Origin of the sequence: Microbispora sp. H10830, assembly GCF_014161375.1 — a bacterium.
GTDB lineage: Bacteria > Actinomycetota > Actinomycetes > Streptosporangiales > Streptosporangiaceae > Microbispora > Microbispora catharanthi.
The window spans coordinates 36201-59799 of the sequence record NZ_JABBWX010000005.1; the positions used below are offsets into that span (position 1 = coordinate 36201).

Annotated in this window: 21 protein-coding genes and 2 tRNA genes; 13 read left to right on the forward strand and 10 right to left on the reverse strand. The window is 71.7% G+C overall.

Annotated elements, in window-relative coordinates; translation table 11 throughout:
- The first annotated feature begins 299 nt into the window (after nucleotides 1-299).
- Both HHX35_RS14875 and HHX35_RS14880 read left to right on the forward strand, forming a co-directional pair.
- The gene (locus tag HHX35_RS14875; protein ID WP_310739101.1) at nucleotides 300-5816 is read left to right on the forward strand and encodes a non-ribosomal peptide synthetase; all 5517 of its coding nucleotides are present in this window, start codon (nucleotides 300-302) and stop codon (nucleotides 5814-5816) included.
- Between the two features lie 50 nt (nucleotides 5817-5866).
- Nucleotides 5867-6169 (forward strand): hypothetical protein, encoded by a 303-nt coding sequence (locus HHX35_RS14880; protein WP_182899432.1) that lies wholly within the window; start codon nucleotides 5867-5869, stop codon nucleotides 6167-6169.
- 3 nt (nucleotides 6170-6172) lie between these two features.
- On the opposite strand, the gene HHX35_RS14885 is transcribed toward HHX35_RS14880, so the two are convergent.
- The 4 genes from HHX35_RS14885 to HHX35_RS14900 all read right to left on the reverse strand — a co-directional run bounded on the left by HHX35_RS14885 (nucleotide 6173) and on the right by HHX35_RS14900 (nucleotide 8276).
- The gene (locus HHX35_RS14885; protein WP_182899433.1) at nucleotides 6173-6448 is read right to left on the reverse strand and encodes a hypothetical protein; all 276 of its coding nucleotides are present in this window, start codon (nucleotides 6446-6448) and stop codon (nucleotides 6173-6175) included.
- A gap of 21 nt (nucleotides 6449-6469) precedes the next feature.
- Complete coding sequence (locus HHX35_RS14890) at nucleotides 6470-7054, reverse strand: hypothetical protein (protein ID WP_182899434.1); 585 nt, start codon at nucleotides 7052-7054, stop codon at nucleotides 6470-6472.
- Between the two features lie 36 nt (nucleotides 7055-7090).
- Entirely contained in the window at nucleotides 7091-7468 is a 378-nt protein-coding gene (locus tag HHX35_RS14895) for a hypothetical protein (RefSeq protein WP_182899435.1), read from the reverse strand.
- 67 nt (nucleotides 7469-7535) lie between these two features.
- On the reverse strand, nucleotides 7536-8276 hold the full coding sequence (locus HHX35_RS14900; RefSeq protein WP_182899436.1) for a class I SAM-dependent methyltransferase: 741 nt from the start codon (nucleotides 8274-8276) through the stop codon (nucleotides 7536-7538).
- Nucleotides 8277-8366: 90 nt separating this feature from the next.
- Here HHX35_RS14900 and HHX35_RS14905 point away from each other — a divergent pair, with 90 nt between their 5' ends.
- Nucleotides 8367-9563: a cytochrome P450 gene (locus HHX35_RS14905; RefSeq protein WP_220505452.1), complete on the forward strand. Its 1197-nt coding sequence runs from the start codon at nucleotides 8367-8369 to the stop codon at nucleotides 9561-9563.
- A 6-nt stretch (nucleotides 9564-9569) separates the two neighbouring features.
- On the opposite strand, the gene HHX35_RS14910 is transcribed toward HHX35_RS14905, so the two are convergent.
- Complete coding sequence (locus HHX35_RS14910; protein ID WP_182899438.1) at nucleotides 9570-10526, reverse strand: DUF2332 domain-containing protein; 957 nt, start codon at nucleotides 10524-10526, stop codon at nucleotides 9570-9572.
- A 294-nt stretch (nucleotides 10527-10820) separates the two neighbouring features.
- On the opposite strand from HHX35_RS14910, the gene HHX35_RS14915 reads away from it, so the two are divergent.
- Both HHX35_RS14915 and HHX35_RS14920 read left to right on the forward strand, forming a co-directional pair.
- Entirely contained in the window at nucleotides 10821-11264 is a 444-nt protein-coding gene (locus HHX35_RS14915; protein WP_079318383.1) for a VOC family protein, read from the forward strand.
- Between the two features lie 9 nt (nucleotides 11265-11273).
- Nucleotides 11274-11609 (forward strand): hypothetical protein, encoded by a 336-nt coding sequence (locus tag HHX35_RS14920; RefSeq protein ID WP_182899439.1) that lies wholly within the window; start codon nucleotides 11274-11276, stop codon nucleotides 11607-11609.
- Between the two features lie 44 nt (nucleotides 11610-11653).
- On the opposite strand, the gene HHX35_RS14925 is transcribed toward HHX35_RS14920, so the two are convergent.
- On the reverse strand, nucleotides 11654-12154 hold the full coding sequence (locus HHX35_RS14925; RefSeq protein ID WP_182899440.1) for a GNAT family N-acetyltransferase: 501 nt from the start codon (nucleotides 12152-12154) through the stop codon (nucleotides 11654-11656).
- Between the two features lie 103 nt (nucleotides 12155-12257).
- On the opposite strand from HHX35_RS14925, the gene HHX35_RS14930 reads away from it, so the two are divergent.
- From HHX35_RS14930 to HHX35_RS44605, 4 genes are all read left to right on the forward strand, one after another.
- A complete protein-coding gene (locus HHX35_RS14930; protein WP_182899441.1) occupies nucleotides 12258-13670 on the forward strand; it encodes a hypothetical protein in 1413 nt (470 codons plus the stop codon).
- Between the two features lie 42 nt (nucleotides 13671-13712).
- A tRNA-Lys gene (locus HHX35_RS14935) sits at nucleotides 13713-13785 on the forward strand.
- Nucleotides 13786-13803: 18 nt separating this feature from the next.
- A tRNA-Pro gene (locus tag HHX35_RS14940) sits at nucleotides 13804-13875 on the forward strand.
- Between the two features lie 247 nt (nucleotides 13876-14122).
- Nucleotides 14123-15730 carry an SMI1/KNR4 family protein gene (locus HHX35_RS44605; RefSeq protein WP_182899442.1) on the forward strand — a complete coding sequence of 536 codons (1608 nt, stop codon included), beginning with the start codon at nucleotides 14123-14125 and terminating at the stop codon, nucleotides 15728-15730.
- 6 nt (nucleotides 15731-15736) lie between these two features.
- Here HHX35_RS44605 and HHX35_RS14950 read toward each other — a convergent pair whose 3' ends face one another.
- The gene (locus HHX35_RS14950) at nucleotides 15737-16450 is read right to left on the reverse strand and encodes a TetR/AcrR family transcriptional regulator (protein ID WP_182899443.1); all 714 of its coding nucleotides are present in this window, start codon (nucleotides 16448-16450) and stop codon (nucleotides 15737-15739) included.
- 62 nt (nucleotides 16451-16512) lie between these two features.
- On the opposite strand from HHX35_RS14950, the gene HHX35_RS14955 reads away from it, so the two are divergent.
- From HHX35_RS14955 to HHX35_RS14970, 4 genes are all read left to right on the forward strand, one after another.
- Nucleotides 16513-18006 (forward strand): hypothetical protein, encoded by a 1494-nt coding sequence (locus tag HHX35_RS14955; RefSeq protein WP_182899444.1) that lies wholly within the window; start codon nucleotides 16513-16515, stop codon nucleotides 18004-18006.
- 282 nt (nucleotides 18007-18288) lie between these two features.
- Complete coding sequence (locus HHX35_RS14960; RefSeq protein ID WP_310739102.1) at nucleotides 18289-20202, forward strand: Xaa-Pro dipeptidyl-peptidase; 1914 nt, start codon at nucleotides 18289-18291, stop codon at nucleotides 20200-20202.
- Nucleotides 20203-20302: 100 nt separating this feature from the next.
- Nucleotides 20303-20461 carry a hypothetical protein gene (locus HHX35_RS14965; RefSeq protein WP_182899445.1) on the forward strand — a complete coding sequence of 53 codons (159 nt, stop codon included), beginning with the start codon at nucleotides 20303-20305 and terminating at the stop codon, nucleotides 20459-20461.
- A gap of 86 nt (nucleotides 20462-20547) precedes the next feature.
- The gene (locus HHX35_RS14970) at nucleotides 20548-21789 is read left to right on the forward strand and encodes an endonuclease Q family protein (RefSeq protein ID WP_182899446.1); all 1242 of its coding nucleotides are present in this window, start codon (nucleotides 20548-20550) and stop codon (nucleotides 21787-21789) included.
- A 24-nt stretch (nucleotides 21790-21813) separates the two neighbouring features.
- Here HHX35_RS14970 and HHX35_RS14975 read toward each other — a convergent pair whose 3' ends face one another.
- From HHX35_RS14975 to HHX35_RS14985, 3 genes are all read right to left on the reverse strand, one after another.
- Nucleotides 21814-22122, reverse strand: a complete 309-nt coding sequence (locus HHX35_RS14975) for a helix-turn-helix domain-containing protein (RefSeq protein WP_182899447.1) — start codon at nucleotides 22120-22122, stop codon at nucleotides 21814-21816.
- Entirely contained in the window at nucleotides 22122-22487 is a 366-nt protein-coding gene (locus HHX35_RS14980; protein WP_182899448.1) for a type II toxin-antitoxin system RelE/ParE family toxin, read from the reverse strand. The genes HHX35_RS14975 and HHX35_RS14980 overlap by 1 nt, the downstream gene beginning before the upstream one ends.
- Nucleotides 22488-22646: 159 nt before the next feature.
- The gene (locus HHX35_RS14985) at nucleotides 22647-23567 is read right to left on the reverse strand and encodes an oxidoreductase (protein WP_182899449.1); all 921 of its coding nucleotides are present in this window, start codon (nucleotides 23565-23567) and stop codon (nucleotides 22647-22649) included.
- Between the last annotated feature and the right edge of the window lie 32 nt (nucleotides 23568-23599).

Sequence of the window (23599 nt, forward strand, 5' to 3'; positions counted from 1 at the left end):
CCATCGGCAATGCCGACGACCACTCATGTTCTGTCGCCCGCAATCGATGACGGAAGGTCGATTTCCCAATACTCTTCGCACCGGATAGCAGGTCGAAGTGAGGCTTGCGTTACCCACTGTGCATCCCGTATCGTGAAATAATCACTTCGTGGGAGCGCTCCCACGCATCTCGGCTCGAAACGCGGCGAGATACGCGGCGAGATCCTGCGAAATCGACGATCAAGCGTTTTCTGGTTCAACCACTTTTCTGCGTGGTCAGCTGGTCCTGCGCATAATTTGCGCAGAGAGGAGAACGCTCGGTGACGATATCGCCGACGACTGACAACGAGCATCTAATAGCGTCGCTTTCCCCACGCAGGCAGGAGGCCCTGCGCCGGCTCCTCGCCGCCAGAGCCGCCAGGGCCGCCGCCGCGGACGCGATCACCCCGCGCGGCGAGGGACCCGCCCCCTGCTCCTACGAGCAGACCCAGATGTGGCTCGGCGCCCGCTTCGCCGAGGGCGCTCCGGCGCCGAACGCCACGATCGGCCTGCGGCTCACCGGCCCGCTCGACACCCGGGCGCTGACCGTCGCCCTGGACAGCCTGGTCGAACGCCACGAGATCCTGCGTACGGTCTACGAGGGCGACGGGCACGAGCCCCGCCAGATCGTCCTCGACCCCGGGCCGGCGCCGCTCGACGTCGTCGACCTGCGGGACCTGCCGGAGGCCGAGCGGGAGGGCCGGGCCCGGGAGATCACGTGCAGGGCCGCCGTCGAACGCTTCGACCTGGAGACCGGGCCGGTCCACCGCACGACGCTGGTCCGGCTGGCCGACGAGGACCACGTGCTGATGTTCGTCTGCCACCACATCGCGTGCGACGGGTGGTCGGTCGGCATCATCGTGGACGAGCTGACCAGCGTGTACGCGGCCGCCCACGAGGGCCGTCCCGCCGAGGTGGCCACGCCCCCGCTCCAGTACGCCGACTACGCGGCCTGGTCGCGGCGTGAGCTGACCGGCGAGCGGCGCGAGCGGCGGCTCGCCTACTGGCGCGACCGGCTCGACGGCGCGAGCGCGGTGGAGCTTCCCATCGCGCGGGACGGTCATGCCGCCACCGAGGGCAACCGGAGCGACTGCCACCTGTTCACGCTGCCGGACGAGGTCCTGCGGGCGCTGCGGGAGGCCGGCGGCCCCGGAACCACCCCGTTCGTGGCCCTGCTCACGGTCTTCTCGATGCTGCTGGCGCGCTACACCGGGCAGGGCGACCTGACGATCGCCACGGTGGACGGCGGCCGGCGCCGGGTGGAGCTGGAGCCCGTGCTGGGCTGCTTCGTCAACGCCCTGCCGCTGCGCGCCGACCTGTCGGGCGACCCCTCGTTCCGGGAGGCGGCGGCCGGGGTGCGGCGCAGGCTCGGCGAGGCGCTCGAAAACCACCTGCCGTTCTCGGAACTGGCCGGGGCGCTGAGCGACCGGGACGCCCGCAACTTCTCGCTGTCGACCGTCGGCTTCTCGCTGCGCGTCTTCCGTGACCAGCGCGGGCGCTGGCCCGGACTGGAGGCGTCGGTCTGGGAGCACGAGGTCGACGACTTCACCTACGACCTCGCGCTGCTCGTGCACCTGAACGGCACCGGCGACCCCGAGCTCTATCTGACCTACCAGAAGGACCGGTTCGACGCGGACGCCGTCGCCCGGATGGCCGGGCACTACCGGGCGCTGGCCGAGCGGATCGCCGCCGCCCCGGACACCCCGCTGGCCGGCCTGGAGCTGCTCACCGACGCCGAGCGCGATGTGGTGCTGGGCACTTGGAACGACTCGGCCCGGCCGTATCCGGACGTGGCCCTGCCCGAGCTGCTGGAGCGCCACGCGGGCTCCGACGCGGTCGCGGCCTCCTTCGAGGGCCGTACGACCACGTACGCCGAGCTGCACGCCCGCGCCAACCAGGTCGCCCACCTGCTGCGCGAGCGGGGCATCGGCCCGGAGGACACGGTGGGCGTGCTGCTCGACCGGAGCCCGGACCTCATCGCCTGTCTGCTGGGCGTGTGGAAGGCGGGCGCGGCCTACCTGCCGATGGATCCCAAGTTCCCCGCACAGCGCGTCCGCGACATGCTGTCGATCGCCGCGACCCCGCTGGTCCTGACCTCGGCGGGCTACGCGCATCTCTTCGACGGCGTCCGCGTCGACGTCGTGGACGTGGACGGCGGCCTGCTCGACGAGCAGCCGCGCGACCCGGCCGGCGTGCCGTACGACATCGACCGGCTGGCCTATGTGATCTTCACGTCGGGGTCCACCGGCAAGCCGAAGGGTGTGCAGGTCACCCACCGCGGGCTGGTGAACCACGTGTGGTGGGCCGTCGAGGACCTGGCGTCCCAGGGCGACGGCGGCGCGCCGCTGTTCGGCTCGGTGGCGTTCGACCTCGTGGTGCCCAACCTGTGGGCGCCGCTCGTCGTGGGACAGCGGGTCACCGTGCTGGCCCAGGACTTCGACATGGGCGAGCTGGGCGCGCTGCTGGTGGCGGGCGGGCCGTACGGCTTCATCAAGTGCACCCCCGGCCACCTGGAGGTGCTCGGTCACCAGATCGACGCCCGGCAGGCCGCGGCGCTCGCCGGGAAGATCGTCGTGGCGGGCGAGGCGCTGCCCGGCTCGATGGCCAACCGCTGGCTGGAGATGCTCGGCCCGGGCCGGCTGATCAACGAGTACGGCCCCACCGAGGCCTCTGTCGGCACGTGTATCTATCCGGTGCGGGACGCCCAGCTCGTGGAGGTCGTCCCGATCGGGCGTCCGCTGCCCAACATGCGGATGTACGTCCTGGACGCCAACCGGCGGCTGCAGCCGGTCGGCGTGCCGGGCGAGCTGTACGTCGGCGGCGTGGGCGTGACCCGCGGCTACATGAACCGGCCGGACCTCACCGAGGAGCGGTTCCTCCCCGACCCCTTCCACCCTGTCTCCGGGAACGAGGGCGGGCGGATGTACCGCACCGGCGACCGGGTGGCCTGGACCCGCGACGGGAACGTGGCCTTCCTCGGCCGGTTCGACGACCAGGTGAAGATCCGCGGCTACCGCATCGAGCTGGACGAGGTGCGGGCGGCCGTCCTCGATCACCCGGGCGTGCGCGACGCGGTCGTCACCGTGCACGCGTTCACGCCCGAGGACAAACGGCTCGTCGCCTACTACGTCCCCACAGGTCCGGAGTTATCCGAGCTGGCAGAGCACTGCGCGGCGCGGCTGCCGGAATACATGATCCCGTCGGTGTTCGTGCCGCTGGAGACCATCCCGCTCAACGCCAACGGCAAGGTGGACCGCAAGGCGCTGCCCGATCCGGTGGTCCGGGTGGGCGAGGACCTGGCCGAGCCGACGACCGAGACCGAGATCGTGGTGGCCGGAGTCTGGCGTGAGGTCCTCGGCATCGAGGCCGTCTCGATCGACAACGACTTCAACGCGCTCGGCGGCCACTCGCTGCTGCTCATCCGCATGGTCGCCAAGCTGCGCCAGGCGCTGCCCGCCGACGGCTACCAGGTGACCGTGCTCGACGCGATCGCCAACCGCACGGTGCGGGAGCTGGCCGCGCTGATCGACGCCGCCCGGCAGGCGCCGGAGGAGACCGAGGACGGCCCCCGCGGCCTGCTGGTCGAGCTCACCCGGCCGGTCAAGGCGCCCACGCTGTCCCTGGTCTGCATTCCGTACGGCGGGGCCAGCGCGATGATCTACCAGCCGCTGGCCGACGCGCTGCCGGCCGGGCACTCGCTGTTCGCGGTCGCCCTGCCGGGCCACGAGCTCGGGGTCGAGGAGAGCACGATCCCGTTCCACGAGGCGGCGCAGCGGGTCTGCGACGAGGTGCTCGACCGCGTGCACGGCCCGGTCGCGCTGTACGGCCACTGTGTCGGCAGCGCGCTGACCGCCGAGATCGCGCGGCGGCTGGAGGCGGCCGGGCGGCACGTCGAGGCCGTCTACGTGGGCGGCAGCTTCCCGTTCGCCACCCCCACCAAGGGCCTGAACGGCCTGCTCGGCCGCATCTTCCGCAGCAAGGCGCTGGACAACGCCAACGCGCACGCCAACTGGCTCCGCGCGATGGGCGCCGACCTGCAGGACCTCGACCCCGAGCAGGTCGACCACATCATCCGCACGATGCGGGTGGACGCGCGGGCCGGCGAGGACTACTTCAGCGAACTCGTGGAGCAGCAGAGCCCGCAGCTGCGCGCCCCGGTGATCTCGATCGTCGGCGACCGCGACGCGCTGACCGACTTCTACCAGGAGCGCTACCGCGACTGGCACTGCGTCTCCGAGACCACGGCGCTGGTCGTGATGGCCGAGGCCGGCCACTACTTCCTCCGATACCGCACCGAGGAACTGGCCGCGATCGTCACGACCACCCACACCGCCGTGGAGAGTCCCGGGGAGTGGCATCCGCGCCCGCCCGACGACCCGGCGACGTGGTGGCGGCAGGCGCTGTCCGCCGACCGGCGGGCCGACGTCGCCGGGCCGCAGCCCAGCCTCGGCCGGTTCTTCACGGTGGCGACCGGTCAGATCGTCTCCATGATCGGCGCCGTGATGACCGAGTTCGCCGTGCCGATCTGGGCGTACCTGAAGAGCGGTTCGCTGGTGCAGTTCGGGCTGTTCGCCATCATCGGGCTGGTGCCGGGGCTCGTCCTCGCGCCGCTGATCGGCGCGCTCGTCGACCGGTACGACCGCAAACGGGCGATGCTGGCGGCCGACGGCATGTCGCTGGCCGTGCAGGCCGCGCTGCTCGCGCTGATGGCGGGCGACGTGTTGAGCATGCCCCTGCTGTACGGCCTGCTGGTGGTGCTGTCGATATCGGTGACCCTCCAACGGGTGGCCTGGCAGTCGGCGGGTCCGCAGCTCGCGCCCAAGCACTACCTGCATCATGTCGGCGGCGTCGTCCAGCTCGGCAACGCCGTGGCCCAGCTCATGGTCCCGCTGTTCTCCGTCGCCGTGCTGGCGTTGATCGGCATCGAGGGCATCCTGACCGCCAACGTGATCTGCTACGCGATCGCGTTCGCCGTGACCCTGCTCGTGCGCTTCCCGGCCACGATGGCCTGGCGGCGCAGGGAGACGGTCTCCGCCGAGATCCGCAACGGCTTCCGCTACCTGCTGCGGCGGCGGGGCCTGCGGGCCATGGCCTTCACGATGTTCATCGTGAACTTCTTCCTGTTCACCGGGTTCATCATGATCTCGCCGCTGGTGCTGTCGGTCGGCGAGCTGGCCGACACCGGGCGGGTGGCGCTGCTCGCCGGGATCGGGGCGGTCTGCGGCGGCGTGATCATCACGCTGTGGGGCGGCCCGCGCGACCGCCGGATGTTCGGCATGCTGTCGGCCGCCGGCGTGCTCGGGATCTTCTGCGCGATCGCCGGTCTGCGCCCGTCGCTCGTCCTCATCACGGTCGGCGCCTTCGGTATGTCGCTGATGATGACGATCAGCGACGGCATCTGGCTGACGATCATCCACTCGAAGGTGCCCCAGCGCTACCACGCCCGGGTCATCGCGATCAACCGGATGCTCGCGCTGTCGACCCAGCCGGTCGGCCTGGCCGTACAGGCCTGGCTGGTGGGGCTGGTCTTCGAGCCGCTGATGCGGCCGGACGGCCCGCTGGCCGACACGGTCGGCACGGTGATCGGGGTCGGCGAGGGCCGCGGCATCGGCCTGCTGTACGTCGTGTGCGGCCTGGCCATCGCGCTCACGATCACGCTGGCCCTGCGTCACCCGGCCCTGGCGAGGTTCGACCAGGAGACCCCGGACGCCGAGGCGGACGACCTGGTCGGCCTGGAGGCGCTGCGCAGCCGCCAGGAGGCGAGCGTTCCGGCGCAGCGGGTCCCGGCCGAGCTCTGAGGTGCTCTGACGGATGAATGGCCTACGGGCCGCCGGGTACGGCGGCCCGTATGGACGAGAAGAAGACGAACCCGAAGCAGCTCGCCGAGGAGCTGGCGACCAACGCGCAGGACGACCCGCGGTTCAAGAACCGGACGCCCGGCATCCGGGCCACCCGGCAGGGGTCGGTGGAGAAGGCGGACCAGGACGCCGCCGGCATCGTCGGCGGGACCGGCGTGTCGGGCGGCGGGGCCTCCGGAGGAGGAACGTTCGGGCAGCCGCCGACCGGACGGCTCGACGACGACCAGCTCGCCGACACGGTGGCGGGCACCGGCCTGCCGCCCGGCGACGAGGAGGACGAGGGCGACCAGTAGGTCTCAGCTCAGGCGGAAGGTCGGGCGGCCGCCCGGACCGGTTTCGGCGTCCAGCGTCTTGCCGCCGACGGCCTGGGCGACCTCTGCGTCGAGGAAGACGCGCACGTCCGCTCTCTTGATCACCTCGTCGCCCGAGAAGGGCGCGCTCACCAGCGAGAGCTCCAGCGAGGCGGGCTCGCCCGGCTTGGCCGCGATGCGCAGGCCCGCCTCATCGGGGAGGTACTCCCCCACCATCAGATCGCGGATCGCCTGAACGGCGTGGTCGGTGACTGTCAGCACGACGCGCCTCCTAGGGTCTGCTCACGCGTCCTCGGGCTTGCGCCGCCGGTTCATCGCGAGCCATCCGGCGTCCCAGGCGGCGTACCTGCGATGATCGAGACGGCGGCGCATGAGGGCGAGGCACGCCAGCAGGGCCGTCAGCGACAGCGCCGCCGCGGCCGTTCCGGACGCGACGCCGTCCGCGACCGTGTCGATGCGGCTCCGCGGGCCGTCGCCCGGCCTGCCGTCGCGGTCCAGCCAGATCCGCACGGGCGTGCCGGCCCTGGCCGCTGAGGGAACCGGCGCCTGCCCGGTCACCGTACGGCCGTCGGCGGCCGTCCAGGCGACTCCCGTGCGCAGCCGCGCGGCGGTGCCCTCCACCGCGACCCAGGTGGCCGCCGGCGCGTCCCGCGTGACGGTGGCCGTCACCCAGCGCCCGGAATGCTCCTCGGCCACGCCGCCGCGATACACGGCGGCGCCCACGGCGAACGCCGCGACCAGGCTCAGCACGGCCAGGATCAGGAAGGCCAGGACGGCCGCGGACTCGACGCGGTCGGTTCCGCGCCGTAACGGATTGCCGTCGGGCAGGTAGCGTCGCACCCGCATCGTCACCGGGCCGGATCGCATCGCGTCACCCCTCCTCCTTCTCGTGCGCCGGTTGTCTCACTCGCCGGGCTCCCGGAACCGCGGCGCGTCCGGCGGAGGGCCGGAGGACTCCTGGATCAGCGCGTTCAACGTGGTGTCGTCGGCGATGGCGTGCTCGAACTCGGGTGTGTCCTCCAGCGCGGTGATCCGCTCCGGTGGCCGCGCCTCCCGCTCCGCCTCGTCCCGGTCCCGTACGGCCCCCTCGATGGCCTCCAGCATCTCCCGCCGGCTGTAGGAGCCCTCGGGGATCTCGTTCAGGAGGGCGAGGGTCTCGGCCGGCACGTGAATGTCCGCGGCGGCGGCGGAGTAGAGGTCGCGGCGCGTCACGCGGAGGCGGTCGTGGAACACCTCGTCCACGACCTGGCGCAGCCGCTCCGTCTCCGCAGGGTCAGGCATGCCTTCTCCTTCCGGTCTGTCCTTACCCCCCGCGGTGCGGATCCCACGCCCCGGCTCACAGATCGGCTCACAGATCGGCCACGAGAAGCCGATATCCGGCGTCGTACTCCTCCAGGTCGAGCAGGTCGCGGTGGCGCTCGTGCCAGCGCCCCGACTCCAGGTCGGCCGCGAGCCGGTCCAGGGCCGGCCGTACGACCGCCTGATCGAGCTGGGCGAGCACGGACATGCCCGCCTGGGCCACGGGATCGAGGTAGCCCGCGGGCCTGCGCCAGTAGGCGGCGCCGAACCCGTCGGTGCAGTCGTGCGGAATGGGGACGGGCTCGACCCGCGCGCCGCCGAGCAGCCGGACGAGATCGGCGATCGGGACGGCGCGTGCGTCGTCCAGCGCCGCGCCCTCGGGCAGGTACTCCCTGAGGAACCAGTAGTCACGGGTGAGTTCCTGGTCCCAGGTGAGGATCACCACGCGGCGCCGGGCGACCCTGCGCAACTCGGCGATCCCGGCCGCGAGGTCCGTCCAGTGGTGCACCGTCAGGATCGCCATCGCGGCGTCGGCCACGCCGTCGGCGAGGGGAAGGGCCTCGGCCCGGGCGCGCGCCACGGGGGCCGACCCCGGGGGCCGCTGGGCGATCATCACCGTGCTGGGCTCGACCGCGAGCAGGGTCGCCGGGGGTTCGTACGACCCCGTGCCCGCCCCCACGTTGACGACCGTCGCGGCGTCCCCGAGCGCGGCGGTGATCCGGGCGGCCAGCCTCGGGTCGGGTCTGCGGGCGGCGCTGTAGGTCCTGCCGATCTGGTTGTAGACGGTCATGACGTAAGTATCCGCGGAGAACCGTTCACCTACCGGCCGGAGCCGATCAGTATGACGGGAGGTACCGGATTCCGATCACGGGAGGCCCGCATGACCGACGCGCTGCTTCGCGACCCCTACCCCGTCTACGCGAAGGCCCGTGAGACCCCCGGGCTGACCTTCCTCCCCGAGATGAACGCCTGGCTGGTCTCCAGGGACGCCGACGTGCGCGAGGTGCTGCGCGGTCCGGAGGTCTTCTCCTCGGCCAACGCCCTGCGTGGAGACTTCGTCCCCGAGCCGTCCGTGCTCGCCGAACTCGGCAAGGGCGTCGGCGGCGCGCCCGTCGTGGTCACCTCCGACGGGGCGGCGCACCAGCGCTACCGGGCCCCGCTCGTCCGGGGGCTGTCGCCCGCCCGGATCGCCTCGGTCGTGCCGTTCATCCGGGAACGCGCCGAGTCGCTCGTGGACGCCTTCGCTCCGGCGGGCCGGATCGAGCTGGCCGGCGCGTACGCCAGGAGGCTGCCCGGGGAGGTGATCGGGCGCCTGCTGGGCCTCGACCCCGAGCACGTGCCCCTGGCGGTGGAGGCCGGCTATCGCGCCGAGGAGCTGTTCTTCCTCCCGGTCGGGGAGGAGGGGCGGATCGCCGCGGCCCGCGAGGTCGTCGCCCTGCAGCATCTGCTCGACGAGTACGCGCGAAGCCGCCGGGAGGACCCCCGCGACGACCTGTGCACCGAGATGGTCCAGGCGCTCGCGCCGGGCACCGGGCCGCTGACGCGGGAGCAGCGGGCGGAGCTGGTGTCGAACCTGCAGAACCTGCTGATCGCCGGCCACCTGACCACGACGGCTCTGATCTGCACCGCGGTGCTGCATCTGCTGCGGCGACCGGAGCAGTGGGAGCTGCTGTGCGCCCGGCCCGAACTGATCCCCGACGCGGTCGAGGAGGCCGCCCGGCACGACGCCCCCGTCCAGGCGTTCCGCCGCGTCACCACCCGGCCTGTGACGCTCGCCGGCACCGACCTGCCCGAAGGCGCCACCGTGCTGGTCGCGTACGGCTCCGCCAACAGAGACGAGGCCAGGCACGACCGGCCCGGCGACTTCGACGTCACCCGGCGCGCCCGGCGCCATCTCGCCTTCGGGCACGGCGTGCACTCCTGCCCGGGGGCGCAGCTCGCCCGCGAACAGGTGCGGATCACGCTGGAGATCCTGACCCGGCGGCTGCCCGGGCTGCGGCTCGCGGCCGACCGGCCGGTCGTCATGGCCCCCACGCTCATCCACAGGGGCCCGGAGGAGCTGTGGCTCACCTGGTGATGCTGCTCAGGCGAGCCAGTCCAGCCACTCGCCGTGCGGCCCGGCCATCGCGAGCGGCTCCCCGTCGAGCGCGGGCAGGAACGCCAGCCGCCTTTCCGGCAGGTCGGCCGTCAGCTTCGGAAGCAGGGAGGGCAGCCGGGGCGAGCCCTCGTTGGAGATCCACCGCACCGGCAGGTTACGTACGAGCGCCACGAAGCGGTCCCGTGCCTCGGCGTCGAGGTAGGGCATGACCGCGCTGTGGAAGACGACGACCGTCGCCCCGGCGGGCGCGGCGGCGACGAGATCGGGCAGAGCCGCCGCGGCGTCCCCGCGCACCAGACGCGGCGGGTCCCGCCTCGCCATCCGCACGGCCCCGCGCAGCCGCGCGAGCCGGTCCCGCTGTTCCGGCCAGACGAGGCACTCCAGCCAGCGCACCGCCTCGTCGTCGCGTACGTCGATGGGATCGAGGTCCAGCCCGGCCCGCCACACGACCTCGGGGAGGCGCTGCGGCACCGGCACCTTCCCGTTCGTCCGGCAGGTGAGCAGGACCGGGCTTTCGGCCGGGCCGATCTCGGGCCCGTCGTCGTACCGGTAGCGGTAGCGGTCCGGGTAGAGGCACAGCCCCGCCGAGGCGCCCACCTCCACCAGGGCCAGCGGCTGCGGCAGCGTCGCCAGCACCGGCAGCAGGCTCGCGCACCGGCCCGCCTCGTTGGTCTGCGTCCGCCGGGCGAGCATCGTCTCCCGCACCTCGGCCCAGTGGCTCACGGTCCACTCCCGGAAGCGGCCGAACTCGTCGTACGGCCCGCCGAGGAAGCGTACGGCGGCCAGCAGCAGGTTCGGCTGCCGCTTCGGCTCCGGCAGGCCGTCGATCAGTTCGAGCAGCCCGGCGTCGGCGGCGATCCCGAGAGCGAGTGCCTCGTAGGCGGGGCTGTGCCCTCTGACCTCCCGCTCCGCGAAGTACCGGTACCACTCCGCCGTCTCCATGCCGCCTCCCCGAGGAACGCCGAAGACCCATCAAATCAGCCCGAACCCGGCTCGCTAGCCCTCGTCCGGCTGGACGATCTCGACCTTCTGCCCGCTTTCTTTCTCTACGACGGTCCGCCCTCTCAGGGGAGCACCTCAGCCTGGATGTGGTCGAAGCGGCGCACCCTGGCCCACACCGCCATCTCCCCGAACCGCGCTCGCTGCATGGCAGCAATCCAGCAAGTGGGGTTCCCTTACGGAACCTCGGGTGCTACCTTTTCCAGCGTCTCTTAAAGAAACCTCGGAAGGGATCCGATGACATTCATAAGGCGCTTCGACCACGTCGGCATCACCGTCGCCGACCTCGATGCTGTGACGGCGTTCTTCGTCAGCCTCGGTCTGGAGGCCGATCGGAAGATGGCCGTCGAAGGCGAGTTCCTGGACACGGTGATCGGCATGACCGGCGCCCGCACCGAGATCGTCATGCTGCGAGCGCCCGGCGGAGGTACGACGCTGGAGCTCTCGAGCTTCACGCGGCCGGACCACCTCCCGGGTTCGCCTGCCGCGCCGGCCAACGAGCTGGGCCTGCGCAACGTCGCCTTCGAGGTGCACGACCTCCAAGCCGCCGTCGACCACGCCGCAGCCGACGGCTACGGCCTGGTGGGAGGCATCGGCGAATACGAAGGCGTGTGGCGGATGGCCTACGTCCGCGGGCCCGAAGGAATCATCGTCTCGCTGGCCGAGCGCATCGAGAAGTGAGGAGACATCATGAGCACGACCGTCACCGACGAACAGATTCGGGCCCTGGCCGCGACCGCGAAGCCCTACAGCCTGGCGCTCCTTCAGTGGGGGCCGGAGCGGACCGTGGACGGCGCGGACGCAATCGAACTCGAACACCAGCGACGCATGGTATCGCTGCGCGCCGAGGGGGTGATCGCGATCCTGTGCCCGGTCGCCTCCGACACCGTGGCCGGCGTCGCGATCATGACCGTGCCGGCCGAAGAAGCCGCGGAGATCATGGCCGGGGACCCCTGCGTTCGAGCCGGGATGATGCGCTGCGAGGTTCACCCGTGCCACGGCTTCCCCGGAGACGCCCTCCAATGATCATCAGGGGTCGCGTTTGTCATCTCACCCCGCCACCACGGGTCTCAGGCCGGTCGGTCCCAGGCCCACAGGCGCTCGCCGTCCTCAAAACGATCGGTGGGCAGAAGGCCGATCCGGCCGGCCACCGTCATGGACGCCTGGTGATCGGGATGGATGTGGGCCTCGATGCGGGCGACACCGCGCGCACGCAGCCAACCGGCCAGGGCCGCCGCGGCCTCCGAGGCGTACCCGCGGCCCTGCCACGCGGTTCCCACGACCCACGCGACCTCGGCCCGCCGCCCCTCGTCCTCCACCGTCGCCTGGACGTAGCCGACCGCCCGCCCGTCGGTGTCGCGGCGGATGATCCAGTTGAGCCACTCCTGCCGCCCGTCCGGAGAGCAGCGGGTTTCGAGCGCGGCGTACCGGGCGCGTAGTTCCGGCAGGGTGGGCGCGGCTCCGCCGATGAAGGCGTACAACTCCTCCCCCGCCAGCACCTCCGCCATCTCGTCCGCGTCCTGCACGGTCAGCGGCCACAGCGTGAGCCGCGCCGCCGAGATGGTCTCCATACGCCGAAGTCTCCCCCGTCCCGGCCCGTACGCCCAACGGCTTTTCGCGGGCGGCCGGATAACCGATCGATTCCTGGCGTGCACGGCGGACATCATGGCGGGCATGAAGCACCGCAAGGGTTTCGAGCGCGCCCGCCGGGAGGCGCTCGTCGAGCTGCACGGCTCGCTGGACCGCCGCTACCGGCCGGAGGACGTCGCCGAACTGGTCCTCCAGGCACTGGACGGACGGCTGTCGGGCCGCGAGCGCCTCGTGCTGGGCCGTGCCGCGCGGCACTCCTCGCGCGGCTCCGCGTGGTTCACCTCGATGTCGAGCGACTACGCGCGGCCGGTCGGCGGAGCGCGTCAGGTGGCGACGGCGGCCCGGCTGTTCGGCGGTCCGGCGGAGGCGGACCCCGACGACCCCGAGTCCCTGCTGGCGTACGCGAGCACGGTCGGGCGCTCCATCGCATGGACGCCCGGCCGGACCGACTTCCTGGCCGACCGGCTCAACCGCGAGGCCCGGGAGGCCGCCGGGATGGACCTGTCGAAGCGGCAGTACAACCGCCGGTTCCGCATGCTGCGCCGCATCGCCGCGAAGGCGGGCACACTCGAGGTCGAGCGGGACAAGCGGCGGCTGCTGCTGATCGGTGTCACCGGCTTCGGCGCGGACATTCCTCTGGAGAGGTTCGTCGCGGACCCGGACGCAGCCTGCTTCGTCGCGTACTACACCGCGCGCCGCAAGCTGCGCCGCGAGTTCAGCCTCTCGGGGCGGGACAATCCCTTCGACGAGATCGCGGAGGTCCTGCTCCGCCGGTGCGGAGACGATTCGGACTGGTGGATGATCGCGCAGGTCCGGTCCACACCCGACGTGCTGGACCGTCTCACCGACGGGGAGCGGGGACGGCTGCTCGGTCAGTGGTCCGCGGTGATGCGGCACAGTGCCCGGCTCCTGGGCCTGCGCTGGCGGCCGGCCACTGACCGGGCGACGATGGTCGTCCGGCTCGGCGACGACTCCAGCACGTGGAACTCTTTGGCGGGCGCTTACAACGCGGCCCGTGCCGGGTGGCTCGCGTGCCTCGCCTCGCTGAACGCTCTGGAGTTGCTGGACGCGTCCTGCCCGGGCAAGGCGATGCGGCTGATGGCCGCGGACCTGGCGGCCTGGCACCGCTCGACCGGTGGCGACGTCGATCCCGGCACCCGGGTGTGGGCCGCGCTGCCGCCGCCCTGGGAGGTGCTGGACGGCACGGCGTCCTGCACCCGTGCGGATGTCGAGGCGGCCTGCCGTACGGCGGGGCTCGACCCGGAGAAGTCAGGCTGGACCGCGCCCGCGCCCAAGCACCGTGTCGCGGTGTTCCGGCCCACCCCCGAGCTGGTGCACGGGGTCGCCGTCGCCGATCCGGTGTGGGCGGCCCTGCTGCGCCGCGCCGGAGTGTTCAGCGGCGGGCCCCTCAGGCCCGACCTGGCTCCGGAGGCCCTGCACGGGCTTCAGAGCGGCGTCGTGATCGGTGACCTGCCCTCCGCCGTGGAGACGGATTAATCCGTGGCGCGGCCGGGAACGGTCGAGCAGACTGGAACCCGGCCCGCCGTAGTTCAGAGGTAGAACGCCCGGCTCTTCATCCGGGTGGGCGCCGGTTCGAGCCCGGCCGGCGGTGCCCACACGATGGAGCGGCCTCGTCGTAGCTCAGCGGTAGAGCGCCCGGCTCGGGCCCGGGTGGGCGCCGGTTCGAGCCCGGCCGGCGGGGACCTCCATGGCGTGGATCGTGATGATGTGGTCGAAACCGTCGAGACGCTCGTCGCCAGGGCCGCGCCGGGTCATCAGTACGTGCTGTGAGACCTGTGGACGGCCCTGTTCCGGCGGCGCCGTGTGCGGGCGGAGGCCGTACGCGCCGTGTCCCGCCTGGGAGCGCGGGGTGAGCGGACCGCGCGCGTCCTCACCTGGCATCTGCGAACGGCCTGCGGTCCATAGTGCAAGATCGATAAGGTGCGCGGGTGATCGGACCCCGGTGGGCGCGTGTCGTACGACCGGCGCTCGTGGCCGCGCTCCTGATGGCAGGGCTCGCGGGCGAGCCGGACCTCATGGAGGAGACGGTGATGTGCTCCTCCATGTCCATGGGCGACACCGTGTCGCTGTCCTGCGACGATCCCGAGTTCGAGGCCGAGATGAAGGCCAACGCGCTCACCGCCGAGGAGGCGAAGGCCATCGGCTGCCCGCCGATCCGGTGGGAAGACGACGGGACCGCGACGGGAAGCGAGGAGCCGCAGGAACCGGTCTTCGTGGGCGACGAGCCCACGTACGTCCCGCGTACGCCCGATCCGGCGATCGCCGCCCGGGTGAACCAGGCGTGGGACCGGATCGAACGCTGGCTGGGCGCGCACGCCTCGGCCACGCTGCGGAAGCTCGAGTTCGGCGCCGGCCCGCAGGCCCTCGCCGGGTGGGAGGCCAATCACGGCCGCCGCCTGCCCGACGACCTGTACGCCTCCTACCTGCGCCATGACGGCGCCGACGGCAACCTGGGAGAAGGGTTCCAGCTCCCCCCGTCGTACGGCCTGCTCGGTCTGTTCGAAATCGACTCCTTCAACTGGGGCAACTGCCAGGACCTGGTGATGGAGGGTGACCTGGACGCGGCCGACCCCGAGGACGGGCGGTGGCACGGCAGCTTCCTGGCCATCGGGAGCGACGGCCGCGGCCGGGAGCTGTTCGTCGAGCCGCGTACGGGGCGTGTGGGCGAGGCCGCGTCGGAGAAGAGACTGGAGTACGACGGCCCGATGGGCTGGCCGTCGCATGTCGCGATGCTGGAGGCGCTGGCCGGCGCGCTGGAACGGGGTGCGGCGCTGCGCGACTGGTATCCGGTCGTCACGGCGGGCTGCGAGCTGCGCTGGGCCGAGGACCCGGCCCCCGTGCGGCCGGGCTGCGCCGGCGGCCCCCGGCCGTCCCCCAGCCCCACGCCCACCGTGGAGCCGACCCCGGAGAAGCCGACGGCCGGGGAGCTGCGGGCCGGCGGGTGCCTGCCGCCCCGCCGTACGCCGCGGGTGCGTATGCCGGGGCCGCGTGCCATCGCCGAGGTGAACGCGGTGTGGCGGCGTGTCGAGCGGTGGCTGGCGCGAAAGGCCCCCGTCACGTTCAAGCGGCTCCGGCCACCGGCCCGCCCCCTGGACATCGCCAGGTCGGAGGCGGCGATGGGGCTGCGCTTCCCCGACGACCTGCGCGCCTCGCTGCTGCGGCACGACGGCGCCGGCTCGCTGGGGTTCGGCCCCGCGCCCTTCTACGAGCTGATGCCCGCCAAGCACATCCACTCCGAGTGGAAGATGCTGTGCGACATCGGCGGCGACTCGCTCGGCTACTGGTGGAGCGGCCACCTCATCCCCTTCGCCTACGCCATCGACGGCGGAAACCTCTTCGTCGACACCCGTACGGGCAAGACCGGCGAGTTCTTCAACGAGGAGGGGCTCACGCTGGAGGGCGACGTGGTGTGGCCGTCCTACCTGGCGCTGCTGAAGGCGACCACGAGGTCGCTGGAGACCGGCAGGCCGATCCGCGGCTGGCGGCCGAAGGTCGTCAAGGGCGAACTGGAGTGGGAGAGCACCACCCGGCGGTAGCCGCGATCAGGCCAACCGGGCGGCGATCCCGTCGAGGACGAAGTCGAGCCCGATCACGAAGCGTTCCTCCGGCGTGGGACCGGCCGGATGGGTGAGCCATTCCGTGAGGTGGGGCAGGCCGCCGTCGGCGGCGGCCAGTTCGCGGAGCGTCGCGATGGCGGCGTACAGCCGGGCGTCGTCGTCCAGGCCGTGGCGCCGCTCCAGACGAGCCTCCTCGCTCTCCTGCAGGGCGCTGCCGAGAACGTGCCGATCGATCAGCACCGCATAGGTCATGGCGTCGCCGACGGTCGCCCCCCGCCGTACGAGGACGGTGAGCATGAACTCCAGTCGGCGCATCATGTGCGGGCCGGCCGGAGGGCGGGCGTGGACCAGCACGGCGAACCAGGGGTGCCGCGATGTCATCCGCCGGGTTTCCAGGGCGAGCGTACGCAGATCGCCGCGCCAGTCGTCACCGGGCTCCCGGGGGAGCGGGATCTCGGCCGTGGCCGCGTCGAGCATCAGGTCGAACAGGCCCTCCTTGCTGTGCACGTGCCGATAGAGCGCCATCGGCGAGTACGGCCCGAGGCGGGCGGCGACCGCTTTCATCGTCAGGCCGTCGAGTCCGGCCTCGTCGGCCACGCGGATCGCCGCCGCCGTGATCTTCTCCCGGTCCAGCCCGCGCCGGCGCGGCGGCTGCTGCGTCCAGATCAGCGGGAACGCGTTCGTCTCTCCCTCGCCCACGGTACAAGTTTACGCTATAAGCTCATGTATACGACATAAACTTTCCAGGGTCGGAGGTACTGATGACGCAGGCGACCGACGCGTACGAACCGCAGGGGATCCGGCTGGGCATCGTGAGGGGCGTCAGCTACGGCCTGTTCGGCCCGCCCGGCACGTTCGTCCCCCAGGCCCGATCGCTGGGGGCCGGGATCGTGCGGGCGTACGTGTACTGGAGCCAGGTCGAGCCCGAGCCGGGCCGCTACCGCTGGGACGTGGTCGACGCGTTACTCGGCCAGCTCGACGGCGACGAGGAGGTGTGGATCACGCTGTGCTCCAGCTCCCCGTGGGCCACCCGGACACCGACCGACTTCCTGCCGCCCTCCCCCGCGCACGACCTGAACGCCTACGCCGAGTTCGTACGCCGGGTGGTGCGCCGCTGCGCCGGGCGGGTGCACTACTGGCAGTGCGACAACGAGCCGAGCAACACCGACCTGCTGTGGGCGGGGACCGCCGACGAGTACGCCGCGCAGCTGAGGGTCATGTACGCCGCGGTCAAGGAGGCCGACCCCGCGGCCGCCGTGGTGCTCGGCGGGTGCGGATACGACGTGCTCGGCAGCGAGGCGGGAAGCGAGCCGTGGCGCTTCTTCGCGCAGGTGCTGTCCGGCGGCCGAGACGCCTTCGACCTGTTCGACGTGCACCTGTACGGCGACACCGCCGCGGTCCCCGCCCACATCGAGGCCGTGCGGGAGCTGATGCGGGCGCACGGCTGTCTCAGGCCGGTGGTGGTGGGCGAGTACGGCGCGCCCGTGCCGTTCGAGTTCCCCGACGCCCAGGCCGTCATGTACGAGGTGTTCGCCGAGGCCTTCACCGGAGACGCGCAGGCGCAGAGCACGGGTCAGCCGGCCGTGCAAAGCACGAGAGAACTGGCCGCCAGGGCGCGGCAGGACACCCCCGAGCGACGGGCCATGGCCGCGTTGTACGCGCGGATGCCGCAGCTGCCGCCCAGGCTGCGGATGTTCATGGAGGGGTGCCCGCCCGAGCTCGAGGCCAGACGACACCGGATCAACTGCCGCCGGCTCGTCGCGTGCACCCTGCAGGCGCTCGCCGCCGGGGTCCGCCGCACTCTCTACTGGAACCTCGCGCCCGAGGTCCCCGGACCGGCCGACCCGCTGCAGATCATGCATCTGATGTTCGGCAAGCTCGCCATGCTCGGCTACCGGGAGGGCGAACTCGCCGTCCGGCATCCGGCGGCGGACACCTTCGCCCTGCTCGCCGCGCAGCTCGCGGGGGCCCGCCGGGTGACCCGCGTCCAGTCCGCCGACCCGCCCGGCCTGTACGCGTTCGAGGTCGAGCGTGCCGGACGAGGGCCGCTACTCGTGCTGTGGGACCGGCGCGACACGGCCGACGACACGGCCGACGGGGAGGACCAGCCGCCCGTCCCCGTCTCCTGGCCCTGGCCCGCCTCCAGCGCGACGGCCGTGGACGCGTTCGGCGAGCCGCTCGCCGTCGAGGTCCGCGACCGGCGGCTGCGCGTGGCCGTTTCCGGCACGCCGGTGTTCGTCAGCCCCGGGACCTGATCGAGCGACGGACTCCCGCTCGATCAGGGTGACGTCCATGAACAGGGTGGCGGGCGGTCCCGGCACCGGGTCGCGCAGCCGCCCTGTCAGGCGCCGGGCCGCCTCCACGCTGAAGCTCGCCGGGGAGCAGTCAAGGGTTCACGGCGTTTTCCGGCCCTCGGGAACCACCTCTGTCACACAGCAGGACCAAGGTGATGTCGATCACATAAAGGGATCTTGTCGGCATACAGGCACGCATGGAGATTTGCGGGGAATTCCTCACCCCCCCTCTGGAGGCTCTCCGTGCTGTTACGAGCAGCCATGGCCGCGGTCGCCGTGACCGCGATCGGCGCGGTTCCTGCCCACGCGGCCACCGGCCCGGCCATCACCGTCGACCAGGGACGCACCCAACCGGTCTTCTCCTACGCCGACGCCGTTCGCGAGCACGTCTACGTCGAGTCGAGCGTCGACAGCGACTCCGACGGCCGCCTCGACCGGGTCAGGGTCGACATCATCAGGCCCAGGGAGTCGGGGCCCGCGCTCAAGGTTCCGACGATCATCGACGAGAGCCCCTACTACGACAACTCCGGCCGCGGCAACGAGTCCGAGCGCAAGGTGTACGACGCGGCGGGCGAGCCCGCCAAGTTCCCGCTGTTCTACGACAACTACTTCGTGCCGCGCGGGTACGCCGTCCTCAACGTCGACATGGTCGGCACAACGAAGTCCGACGGCTGCCCGGACGTGAGCGGCAAGGCGGACGTGCTGGGCGGCAAGGCGGTCGTCGACTGGCTGAACGGCCGCGCCCCCGCCTACCACGACGACGGCTCCCCCGCGGTGGCCGACTGGAGCACCGGCAAGGCCGGCATGATCGGCAAGTCGTATGACGGAACGCTGGCCAACGCGGTCGCGGCGACCGGGGTGCAGGGCCTGGAGACGATCGTCCCGATCTCCGCCATCAGCTCCTGGTACAAGTACCAGCGCTCCAACGGAGTCATCTACAACTACAACTACATGTCGTACCTGTCCCGGGTGATCGACACCGACCCGCCCGCCAAGTGCGCGGCGAAGCGGGCTCAACTGGACGCCGACGCCGACGACGCCACGGGGAACTACAACGGCTTCTGGGCCGAGCGCGACTACGTCGCCGGGTCGCTCGGCGACGCGTCGAAGGTGCACGCCAGCGTCTTCGTCGTGCACACGGTCAACGACCTGAACGTCAAGCCCGACAACTTCTCGGTGTGGTGGCAGGCCCTCGCCGACCGGAACGTGCCGCGCAAGATCTGGATCGGTCGGTATCAGCACGTGGACCCCTTCGACTTCGAGGGGCGCCGCGACCTGTGGGTCGACACGCTGCACCGTTGGTTCGACCACTGGCTGCTCGGCGTGGACAACGGGATCATGCGGGAGCCGCGCGCCGACGTGCAGGTCGGACCGGCCGAGTGGATCACGCAGCGCGACTGGCCCGCGCCGCTCGCCCGTAAGATCCCCCTCCGCCCGGCCGCCGACGGTTCGCTCGGCCTGCTCCCCGCCAGGAAGGGTGAGACGGCCGCCTTCACCGACACCCGCCAGTCCGAGGACGCGATGGTCGCCGACGTCGGCACGGCGACGCCGGGCAGGGTGGCCTTCACCACCGGCGAGCTGCCGATGAACCTGCGCATGTCCGGCACACCCGAGGTGGACCTGCGGATCTCGCTCGACAAGCCGACCTCGAACCTGACCGCGCTCCTGGTCGACTTCGGCGAGGACACCCGGATCGACTGGCGTCTCGGCCAGGGCATCACCACCCTCGCCGAGGAGGACTGCCACGGCGACAGCACCGCCTCCGACGACGCCTGCTACAAGAAGGTCGCCGCCAACCTGGCCACCAGGCCCCTGGAGGTCGTGGCCCGCGGCTGGATCGACGCGCAGAACCGCGGCTCCCTCACCGAGCCGTCGCCGCTGACCCCCGGGACGTACGCACAGGTCACGTGGAAGACCCTGCCGCAGGAGTACACGTTCAAGAAGGGCCACAGGATCGGCCTGGTGATCGCCGGGACCGACTCCACCTACAGCCGTGAGCAGGCCACCGGCGCGAACGTCACCGTCGATCTGAGGAAGAGCAGCGTCTCGCTCCCGCTGGACCTGGTCGGCGCGCTGATCAACCTGCCGAAGGGCCACAAGGACTGGCACGGCCCGAAGCAGGTGCGGCTGCCGGTGCCGGAGATCAAGCTCTACTGATCCCCTGACCGTCCGGTGACGCGGCGCCGGGATTTCCGTCCCGGCGCCGCGTCCGAGCAAGCCGCAGTCCGGCCTGGCCTACGCGAGCCTGCGTTTCCACGTGCGTGGCGAGGGGCCGTCCGGCCGGCCGGAGGAGGACCCGCGCTGCCTGTCCTGGGGGGTGCACCGTTTGGGCGAGCCGCACCGGAGCGGGGTGCTGACCGACGCGGAGTTCAGCTCGGCGAAGAAGGCGCTGCTGGACCGCGTCGCCGAACCGTAGGCGCCGGTCGCCGCGCGGCGGGCGTTTGGACCTGTTCTGGCCGGCAACCTGGTAGATCCAGGGTCAAGCCGACGGGAGAGGTCACCGTGCGTTTCCACGCCGACCTGCACATGCACTCCAGGTACGCCTACGCGTGCAGCAAGAACAGCGACCTGGAGCAGCTGACCTGGTGGGCCCGGCGCAAGGGCGTCACGCTCATGGGCACGGGCGACTTCACCCACCCGGCCTGGCTGGACCGGCTGCGTACGGCTCTCGTGCCGGCCGAGCCGGGACTGTTCCGGCTGCGCGACGACCTCGACCGCGAGGTCGCGGCGACACTGCCGGGCAGCGTGGCCGACGCCCCCGTGCGGTACATGCTGTCGGTGGAGATCTCCACCGTCTACTCCCAGGGCGGCCGCTCCCGGAAGATCCACCACCTCGTCTACCTGCCCGGATTCGACCAGGTCGAGGAGTTCGACCGCGGCCTCGCCAAGATCGCCGACCTCGGCGTGGACGGCCGGCCCACCGTACGCATGAGCTCCCGCGACCTGCTGGAGGCCGTCCTGGCCTGCGGCGAGGGCGCCTACCTGGTGCCGGCGCACGTCTGGACGCCGTGGTTCGGCGTGCTCGGCTCGAAATCGGGATTCGACAGCATCGAGGAGTGCTTCGGCGACCTCACCGAGCACGTCTTCGCGCTGGAGACCGGGCTGTCCGCCGACCCCGCCATGATGTGGCAGGTCTCCGGCCTCGACGGATATCGGCTGGTCAGCTACTCGGACGCCCACTCGCCGCCCATCGTCGGCCGCGAGACCACCGTCTTCGAGACCGACCTGGACTACTTCGCGATCGAGCGGGCCCTGCGCACCGGCGCCGGCGTGTGCGGCACGACCGAGTTCTTCCCCGAGGCGGGCAAGTACCACGTCGACGGCCACCGCAAGTGCGGCGTGCGGCTCGACCCTGAGGAGACGCGCAAGCTCGGCGGCCTCTGCCCGGTGTGCGGCAGGAAGCTCACGGTCGGCGTGCTGAGCAGGGTCGAGGACCTCGCGGACCGCCCGGCGGGCAGGAGTCCGGGCGGTGCGGCGGGCTTCCGCAACCTCGTCCCGCTCCCGGATCTCGTGGCCGAGACCCTGGGGGTGGGCCCGAAGAGCAAGAAGGTGAGCGCCGAGACCGACAGGCTCGTGACCGCGCTCGGGCCCGAGCTCGCGATACTCGGCGACCTCCCCCTCGGCGACATCGCCGGCTGCTCACCGCGTCTCGCCGAGGCGATCGGCCGCCTGCGCAACGGCGAAGTGACCAAAATCCCCGGCTACGACGGCGAGTTCGGCCAGATCCACGCCCTCGACCCGTAAGGCGGTCGGCCGGTCACAGCACTACTAGGCGGCGTGCGCCTCGAACCAGAGGGACCCCACGTCATGGCCGGGGGTCAGGCGGACGTCGGCGTCGAGAGCGGCGGCCAGAAGCCGGAGTAGCGGCACCGTCGGCGCCGTACCGCCCTCCTCGATGCACTCGATGTCGTCCTCGGTCATCCCGGCACGTTCGGCCAGTTGCGCCACGCTCAGGCCGAGGGCGGTGCGCCTGTCGTACAGGGCCTTGCCGAATGCCAGCGCCTCGCGGATGGCGATGCGCTCCGGATCGTCAGCCGGCGCCTCCGGTCGCACCCAGCGGGTGTGGTAGCCGACCATCACACCTGCCTCTCATAGGTCTCGGACACCGGTTCCTGGTGATCGCGTTCGCACACCTTCTGCGCCCGGACCGCCCGCTCGATCTGCCGCTGATCATGCTGTCTCGTCTTGTAGAAGACAGTGAGCAACACGATGGTCCTTCGCGAAGTACACCAGTACGTTACCCGTGCCGCAACATCCCGAAGACGAACGCGCAGTTCCCAGACAGGACCCTCCAGGTGATCCGACCAAGGCCCGCCGAGCTCCGTGCCCTTCTCCGCAAGCAGACCGGCCACCTCGTCGACCCGCTTGAAGTCACTGTCGCTGAGATTGCCGAGCCACTCTCGAACCTCTGGCTCGATCTCGAAGCCGTACAGCTCACGCACCGCTGGAAGACCCCCTCTTCAAGTGGTGCCGAGCCTAGCCAGGCCGCTTATGTCGATTGCCGGATTCCGGTTTCTCGACCCGACCGACCGCCAGAATTGCGGTGACCTGCGAAGGAAGCGATCGATCCTCGACCCGGCGGCTTCCCGGCCGGGCCGGGGTCAGAGGTAGGTGATGCCGGTCAGCGCCTCGGCGGCGGTCCACAGGCGCCGCCCGACGTCGGGGTCGGCCGCCTCCGCGCTGGGGCGGACCTCCACGACCCGGCCGCGCATCTCAAGGAAGCCGGACGGTCCGAAGAACTGACCGCCGCGCACGCCGGGCGCGGTCGCGGCGAAGAGCTGGGGCAGGGCCCCCCGCTCGGCCGGCTGCGTCACCAGCAGCCCGCCTCGGGCGAAGATCTGCCCGATCCGGCCGCGGTGCTCCCAGGCCCGGGGGGTGAGATTGCTCCTCGACAGCCCGGGGTGGGCGACGACGCTGACGACCGGTGAGCCCGCGGCGCGCAGGCGGCGGTCGAGTTCGAGGCCGAAGACGGTGGTGGCGAGCTTGGAGCGGCCGTACGCCCGGCTGGCGTTGAAGTCGCGCCGCGACATCAGGTCATCGAAGTCGAGGTGGGCGTTCTTGTGGGTGATCGAGCTGAGGCTGACCACCCGTGCGGCGTCCGCCCGGCCGAGGGTGTCGAGCAGCAGGCCGGTGAGGGCGAAGTGGCCCAGCATGTTGGTGCCGAGCTGAAGCTCGAACCCGTCGGCCGTCGTGCGGGCGGGGCCGAGGAGGACCACGCCGGCGTTGTTGACCAGCAGATCGATCGCCGGGAAGCCGGCGGTCAGATCCTTCGCGAACGCGTGCACCGACGCGAGCGAGGCCAGGTCGAGCTCACGCACCTCGATCTCGGCCCGTGGCGCGGAGCGCCGGATCGCCTCGGCCTCCCGCTCCGCGGCGACGGTGTTGCGTACGGCCATCACGACGTGCGCGCCGTGCCGGGCGAGTTCGGTCGCGGTGACCAGGCCGAGTCCCGAGTTCGCGCCGGTGACGACGGCGATCCGGCCGTGCTGGTCGGGGATGTGGCTGGCGTTCCATTCGCTCATGGCGACGACGCTAGGTCGCGGTCTCCGGAATT